The organism is uncultured Romboutsia sp. (assembly GCF_958366745.1).
Taxonomy (GTDB): domain Bacteria; phylum Bacillota; class Clostridia; order Peptostreptococcales; family Peptostreptococcaceae; genus Romboutsia; species Romboutsia timonensis.
Genome location: NZ_CATXCO010000106.1, coordinates 1 through 7,993, shown reverse-complemented (window position 1 = coordinate 7,993; position 7,993 = coordinate 1). Strand labels below are relative to the sequence as shown.

The 7,993-nt window shown below is 25.6% G+C and carries 9 protein-coding genes; 8 read left to right on the top strand and 1 reads right to left on the bottom strand.

From position 1 onward, the window contains the following. Positions 1-1,071, top strand: a 1,071-nt coding sequence (locus Q5F54_RS08090; protein ID WP_302334211.1) for a hypothetical protein, incomplete at its 5' end; no start/stop codon positions are given. A 3-nt stretch (positions 1,072-1,074) separates the two neighbouring features. Beyond that, positions 1,075-1,806: an OmpA family protein gene (locus Q5F54_RS08085; protein WP_302334210.1), complete on the top strand. Its 732-nt coding sequence runs from the start codon at positions 1,075-1,077 to the stop codon at positions 1,804-1,806. Between the two features lie 129 nt (positions 1,807-1,935). Here Q5F54_RS08085 and Q5F54_RS08080 read toward each other — a convergent pair whose 3' ends face one another. Continuing rightward, complete coding sequence (locus Q5F54_RS08080; RefSeq protein ID WP_302168931.1) at positions 1,936-2,619, bottom strand: MBL fold metallo-hydrolase; 684 nt, start codon at positions 2,617-2,619, stop codon at positions 1,936-1,938. 209 nt (positions 2,620-2,828) lie between these two features. Here Q5F54_RS08080 and Q5F54_RS08075 point away from each other — a divergent pair, with 209 nt between their 5' ends. The 6 genes from Q5F54_RS08075 (at position 2,829) to Q5F54_RS08055 (ending at position 7,822) form a co-directional block, all read left to right on the top strand. Next, positions 2,829-3,968, top strand: a complete 1,140-nt coding sequence (locus Q5F54_RS08075; RefSeq protein ID WP_302334209.1) for an AI-2E family transporter — start codon at positions 2,829-2,831, stop codon at positions 3,966-3,968. An 84-nt stretch (positions 3,969-4,052) separates the two neighbouring features. Next, the gene (locus Q5F54_RS08070) at positions 4,053-4,418 is read left to right on the top strand and encodes a hypothetical protein (protein WP_288525805.1); all 366 of its coding nucleotides are present in this window, start codon (positions 4,053-4,055) and stop codon (positions 4,416-4,418) included. Between the two features lie 156 nt (positions 4,419-4,574). Next, on the top strand, positions 4,575-4,670 hold the full coding sequence (locus tag Q5F54_RS13240; RefSeq protein WP_369124054.1) for a hypothetical protein: 96 nt from the start codon (positions 4,575-4,577) through the stop codon (positions 4,668-4,670). 1 nt (position 4,671) lies between these two features. Next, on the top strand, positions 4,672-4,815 hold the full coding sequence (locus tag Q5F54_RS08065; protein ID WP_288525807.1) for a hypothetical protein: 144 nt from the start codon (positions 4,672-4,674) through the stop codon (positions 4,813-4,815). Between the two features lie 186 nt (positions 4,816-5,001). After that, a complete protein-coding gene (locus Q5F54_RS08060; RefSeq protein ID WP_281537646.1) occupies positions 5,002-6,390 on the top strand; it encodes a PTS transporter subunit EIIC in 1,389 nt (462 codons plus the stop codon). A 25-nt stretch (positions 6,391-6,415) separates the two neighbouring features. After that, positions 6,416-7,822: a glycoside hydrolase family 1 protein gene (locus tag Q5F54_RS08055; protein WP_281537647.1), complete on the top strand. Its 1,407-nt coding sequence runs from the start codon at positions 6,416-6,418 to the stop codon at positions 7,820-7,822. Positions 7,823-7,993: the final 171 nt, after the last annotated feature.

The window sequence follows — 7,993 nt, the reverse complement described above, 5'->3', positions numbered from 1 at the left end:
GAATTAAAAAGTGAAATATTAAATTTAAACAATAATACTATATCAAAACAAGAAGAGCTTATAGGTGAATTTAAAAAGCTTGGAGAATGTTTTACACTTTTAAATAGTGGAGTAAATAACTTACTGACATGGCAAGAAAACTATAAAGAAACTATAGAAAATACAACTAAAGAATTAGAAACAGTAATACAAACTATACATAATGCAGATGAATCAATAGAAAGTATTTCTAAAAACTCATCACTTATAAAAGAAAATAATGAAAACTTAAGTGAAGTACTTAAAGAAATAAATAAAACTCAAAACGTAATAATAGAATCAAATAAATCTATAATTGAAATATCAAATACTGCAAAAGAATCTATACCACAAATAAATGAACATTTCACAAATATAGATAACCGTACAAAAGAAAGTACAGCTTATCTACAAACTTTAATTTCTGAAAACTTAAATAATATAAAATCATATCTAGAAAAAATAACAGAAGATGTATTATCAAAAACTACACAATCAATATATGAAAATAATAGACAATTTAAATATGAAATATCAGAACATATAAGCCAATGTAAAATGCTAATATACAGCCTAAAAGATTTAATACCAGATATAAATGAACATTTATTAAGTACACAAAAAAGATTTAATAAAACATTAATACATTTTAATGAAGAAGTACAAAATTCACTTAGAGAAAATACTTTAGAAATTAATAAACAAGTACAATTATTAAAAGAAAATACAGCAAATATAAATAATACATTAGATGACACTATATCTGAGTCTACAAAAAGACTAGAAAATATAACTATAGCAACTTCAAATCAAATAAAAACTATGGCAGAAGAAATGGAAAAATTATGTGTTAGAAAAATAGAAAAATTAGATAATACATTAATAGAAGAATTTACAGATGCCCTAAGTTGTTTAGCTGGTCAATTAGTAACTATATCAGAAGGATTTTCAGAGGATTATTATAGATTATTAGAAGAATTAAAAGAAGCATTTGCCCAAAATGATGTAGTAAGTACTATAGATAATGAAGCTATCTCAGAAGGAGATAAATAGAGTATGAGCAAACTAGATAAATTTAAAAGAAAAGATAAAAATAGTGATAATGTATGGTCATCAATATCTGATTTAATGTCAGGGCTTATGATAGTTTTTCTATTTACATCAGTTATATTTATGAGTAAAGTAATAGATGAAAATACAAATATAAAAAAACAGCAACAAACTGTAGAAAATATAGTTACAACCTATGAAGAAAGCAAAGAAAATATATATGAAGATTTATACAATGAATTTGAAGGGGATATGGATAACTGGCATATGGAAATAGATAAAGATGGAACAATAAGATTTAAAGAGCCAGAAGTATTTTTTGATATGGGAGAATCAGAACTTAAAACTCAATTTAAAGATATACTTGATTCATTTTTCCCTAGATATATAAATGTAATTTACACAAATTATAAAGATAAAGTAACAGAAATTAGAATAGAAGGTCATACCTCTAGTGAATGGGAAGAAGGAGCAGACACTAAGACTGCTTACTTTAAAAATATGGAACTATCTCAAGATAGAACTAGAAATGTATTAGAGTACGTTATGAATATGGAAAGCCTTAGTGAATATGAAAATTGGCTAATAGATAATATTACTGCTAATGGTATGAGTTACAGTCATAGAATATATAAAGATAATGTAGAAGATAAGGATGCATCTAGAAGAGTTGAGTTTAGAGTTATAACTAATTCTGAGGAAACTATTAATGAGATTATAGATAATTACAAAAAGTAGATATATAAATTACCCTATGTCAAAATTAACGACATAGGGTGATTTTTTACCTATAAAGAATTTCTAATACATTAAAATATATTGATAATTTATGAATAAAAGCAATATTAATTTGAGCAAAGTGAAATTTTATAACTCAAAAGTTTGACTGTCTTTATTTATATCAATTATCTTGTCTTTGTAAGTAGATGCATACTCTGAGTCTTTAAAGATTTTAGAAAGAGAGTACGCTCTAAAAAAATGCATTGGAAATGCAACTTTAGTATTAGTATTTCTCATAAAATAATCAAATCCTAAATAATACTGATTTCCTTGTCTAGAATCTAGAGGAAGAAAAGCAACATCAATACTTTCTCCTTTTATTTTATCTATTGCACTTTTAAATTTATCCTCAGCAAACTTATTTTCTTCAGGCGTGTTTTCACCTTCCCAGTGCCACCAATTTAAATCACCAGCATGGTATATTATTTTATCATCAACTTTTACAATAAATGCAACACCTAAGTCACTAGAATCAAGAGTTCTAATCTCTAAATTATCTACTAATAATCTTTCATTAGCTCCTATAAATTTAGTATTTTGAGATTTTGTAGTTTTAATATCATTTGATAATATATACTCAACATTTGGATGAGTTTTTTCTATATTAAAAATAGATTCATCAAAATGATCATGATGAGAGTGGCTAGAAAATACGTATAGCTTTTTATTTTTATCAAAGCTTGGAAGATTTCCTTTGAAATAATCAAAAAGTAATATAGTGTTATCAAGTTCAACACTAAAACTACTATGGTGAATATATGTTATTTTCATATTTAATCCTTTCTTAGTTATATAATTATTATAGTTTAAATTAAATTTATTAATATACTGTATAAAATATATTATATCAAAAAATAGTTATATAGATAAAATATTAAACACTAAAAAAACCATATAAGTATTTTTGCATAATATATATAATTTATTACCAAATTGGAAAATATTAATAATATGTAATAGCAACTTTATTGGAGGCAATTATGAATAAATTAAAAGATTTAAAGTTAAAGAATCAACTTATAATTTCAACATATATAATGCTGTTTATATTATTAATATTTAATCCAACACTAATACCTAGTATATATAATAGGTTAATAATAGCTTTTAAGCCATTTATAATTGGTGGATTAATTGCATTTTTAATAAATATACCAATGAAGCTTATAGAAGAAAAAATAATAAAACCATTAACTAAAAATCATGAAAAACTAAATAAACTATCAAGAATAATAGCGTTAGTATCTACTATTATAATAGTTGTAATAATAGTAGCTGCATTTATAAATTTCATAGTGCCACAACTTATTGAAAGTATAAAAAGCTTAACTGAAACTATTCCAAATTATATAATATCCTTACAAAACTATGTAACAAAAAATTTAAGTAATTTAGATATACTTAAAAATGTAGAGTTTGATATTTCTTCTATGCTTCAAAAATCTATATCATATATTGGAAATCTTATAAATATGTTTATATCTAATTTACTTAATTTTACCTTTGGGATTACAAACTTTTTTGTAAATCTATTTTTAGGAATAATAATAGCAATGTATACACTACTTGGAAAAGAAAAATTAATACATCAATTTAAAAAAGTATTATATGCATTTTTTAGTGAGAGAGCATGTAAGAAAATATTATATATTTTAAGACTTACTAATTATAAATTTTCTAGGTTTATATTAGGTCAATCAACAGATGGAATTATACTTGGAACTACATTTTTTATAGTATTTTCAATGGTTAAAATTCCATATGCATTGCTTATAAGTATAATGATACCAATACTTAACTTCATACCTATATTTGGAACATATGTGGGAATTGTTATATCTATGTTTATAATACTTATGGCAAAGCCTTCATCTGTAATATTATTTTTAGTTTTAATTATTACAATTCAACAGTTAGATGGTAAGTTTGTATATCCAGTGGTAGTTGGAAATTCCTTAGGTCTTTCTTCTTTATGGATATTATTAGCTATTATAGTTGGAGGTAATTTGTTTGGAGTTCTAGGTATGGTTTTAGGGATGCCTTTAGTAAGTGTTATATATGATTTATTCTCAGAATATGTTAATAAGAGAATAGAGATAAAAAGAAAGATTGAAAAATAGAGTAGGATAAGAAACTTATAGTGTAGTTTAAGTAAATTTAGGGTATTAATAAATTACTTAAATTTAAAACAGGAGAAATACTTAATGAATATAAATCATAAAAATTTGATAAATGAGTACAGAAATTATTTGATAATGTTAAAAGTGAACACTACTAAAGTTAATATGAGTATTAAAAGTATTGATGATATAAAGATATATGAAGAAGAATGTAAACTTAATTTAAATAAGTTAGAAACTTTGAGCAAAGACCATAAACTATATGAAAAAGATTATGATGATTTTAGAGTATCTATGGGAAAGTTTGCAATTGGGCTTAGTAAGTTTCATAAGTTAAAAATAAGTGATAAAGAAAAGTTAAGACTGACTAAAGTATTTTTAGAGTTTAATGAAAGCTTTGAAGATTTGATGCAAAGAAATATTATTAAAGATGCGTATATATGGAAGTAAGGTAATTAGTATACTATATGTATATTATCTTAATGGAATATATATGAAATTAATAAGATGAATATCTTTATGAAATCTATAATAAAAAATAGTAGCTATTTTGTTGGAGTTTCTATTTAAATAATATAGATGTAGAAAAATATATAAAAAAATAATATAAAAGCATTAAGAGATAAGATATATAAAGAAAATAAATATATAAAGACTGTATGGGGAGTAGGTTATAAATTAGTAAAGCCTATTAGTGAATAATATGAAGATTAAAAATAAAATTAAAAATGTAGTGAATTTAATAAATGAGGAATATGAAGATGAATTGTCACACTTAAATATAGATTTTTCAATTGAATTTAATTGTTATGAAGGATTTGTTGATATAGATATATCAACACTTTAGCAATAAAGGTGATTTTTTAGAAACTATTTTATTACTTATATTTATAGCATTAAAATTTATTTATTATAGATAAGTATAATTGATGCTATAAAAAATATTTGATTATATCAAAAAAAATAGGATATATACTTGAATACATAAGTCATCAAATATTTTTATCAAAAGTAATAAATTAGGAGGTAAATCATGGATTTTAAGAAGATTGCTAGAGAGATATTAGCAAATGTTGGTAATGAAGAAAACATCAAAGATGTAATCCATTGTCATACAAGATTAAGGTTTTCATTAATAGATTCTGATAAAGTAAATAAAGATAACCTATCAAAAATAGAAGGAGTAATAACTGTAGTAGAAAGTATGGACCAGCTACAAGTAGTTATAGGTAGTAATGTAGACAAGGTGTATAAAGAGTTAGAAAAAATGTTAGGCAAAACTACAGATGTTTCTAATAATGAAGTTTTAAAAAATGAAAAAACAAAAGGAAATTCATTTAACAAAGCACTAACTACTATGGCACAAATATTTACACCGACAATATATGCACTAGCTGGTTCTGGTATGATAAAAGGTATACTAGCTGTTGTATCAATGTATTATTTAAATGTTCACAATATAGATATAAAGCAAAATGATACATATGTAATATTAAGTGCAGCATCAGATGCAGTATTTTACTTTTTCCCAATAATACTTGGATATACTTCAGCAAAGGTATTTAAAACTCACGAAATTATATCAATGGTACTTGGAGCAACACTTTGTTATCCAGGTATAGTAGCCTTAATGGCAGAGGATAGAGTAGTAACATTATTTAATATAAATATTACAAAAGCAAGTTATACATCATCAGTAATACCAATAATTATTGCAATATGGGTATTATCATATGTAGAAAGATTTTTAAAGAAGGTTATTCCAGATGTTATTGAAATGATAATGGTACCTACACTTTCAATATTAATAATGGTACCTGCAACATTATTAGTATTTGGACCTATTGGAATATATATTGGGAATGGTGTAAACTGGTTATATCAATTACTTATAAACTTTAGCCCTATACTATGTGGTGCATTTATAGGTGGAATGTGGTGTGTTTTAGTTATATTTGGTGCACATAGACCAATATTACCTATTGCTATAAATGATATAGCTCAAAATGGACGTCAAAACTTATTAGCATTTGCAGGAGCTGCAAACTTCTCACAAGCAGGAGCTGCTATGGGTGTATTTTTAAAATCAAAAAATAAATCATTAAAGACAGTTGCATTATCAGGTAGTATAACAGCACTATTTGGTATAACAGAACCTGCAATATATGGGGCAAACTTACGTCTTAAAAAACCTATGATTTGTGCAGTAATCTGTGGTGCAATAGGTGGAGGTATAATGGGATATGGAGGTGCATTTGGTATAGCATTTGCAAATCAAGGAATCCTTACTATACCAGTATATGCACAAGCTGGAGTTAAAGGATTTTTATCTTATTTAATAGGATGTTTAGTAGCATTTTTCGGTTCAGCTATACTTACTTATATCGTTGGATTTAATGATATAGAAGAAAAAGATAATTAATAAATAGACACTAGGAGGAAAAGTAATGAAAAGTGTATTTCCAAAAGATTTTCTATGGGGGGCATCATCTTCAGCATTTCAAATAGAAGGTGGATGGAATGAAGATAAAAAAGGAATGACTGTTGCTGATTTTAACTCATTTAAAAAATCAGATGTACAAGCAGATAGCAAGGTAGCAAGTGATTTTTATCATAAATGGAAAGAAGATATAGACCTTATGAAGGAATTAGGTCTAAAAACATATAGATTTTCTCTATCTTGGGCAAGAATTATACCTACTGGAGATGGTGAGATAAATCAATTAGGAATTGATTTTTATAATAAGGTTATAGATTATCTTATAGAGTGTGGTATAACTCCATTTGTAACTTTATATCATTTTGATTTACCCTATGCATTAGTTGAAAAGTATAATGGATGGGAAAGTAGAGAATGTGCATTTGCATTTGAAAGATATGCAAAAGTTTGTTTTGAAAACTTCGGTGATAGAGTAAAGTATTGGCAACCTCATAATGAGCAAAACCTAATGATGCGTGTAAAAGAACGTATGAATATATACGAAAGTGATGCTTATTTAGTTGAAAAAATGAGAGCACAAATGGATTATCATATGTCATTAGCTCATGCACTTGCTGTTAGAGCTTGTCATGAGATGGTAGAGGGTGGAAAAATTGGACCATCAATATCAGCTACAGTTACTTACCCATATTCAAACAAGCCAGAAGATGTATGGGCAGCAAAATTAAATGATAACTTTAAGACAAATTATTTACTAGATATGCATTATAATGGAGAATATCCAGCATACTATATGAAATATTTAGAAGAACTTAATATAGTTCCAAATATGCCAAAAGAAGATAAAGAAGTATTAAAAAATGCTAAAATGGACTTTATAGCATTTAACTATTATCGTACTTTATGTGCTAGACATCTTGAAGCTACAGATGAAAAGCCAGTTGGAACTCGTGAAAGTGAAATTGACTACGATTTATATGGATACTTTAAAATAGAGAAAAATTCTAATTTAAAAGCTACAGAGTATGGTGCACAAATTGACCCTGTAGGTATGAGAATAGCTTTAAATGAATACTATAATAGGTATCATCTTCCACTTATAATTACAGAAAATGGTCTTGGAACAGCAGATACTTTAACAGAAGATGAAAAAGTACATGATGATTATAGAATAGACTATTTAAGAGACCATATAATAGCTTGTAAAAAAGGTATTGAAGATGGAGTAGAGCTAATGGGATATTGTCCATGGTCAGTAATAGATTTACTTAGTTCACATCAAGGATTTAAAAAGAGATATGGTTTTGTGTATATAAATAGAGAAGACCATGACTTTAAAGATTTAAGAAGAATAAAAAAAGATAGCTATTACTGGTATCAAGAAGTAATAAAATCTAATGGGGAAAATTTATAAAGTAAATTGTAAGTATTTATAAATTAATAAAAAAGGATTACGATGATTTTAGAGTATTTATGGGAAAGTTTGCAATTGGACTTAGCAAGTTTCATAAGTTAAAGTTAAGTGATAAGGAAAAGTTAAGACTGACTAAAGTATTTTTAGAGTTTAATGAAAGCTTTGAAGATT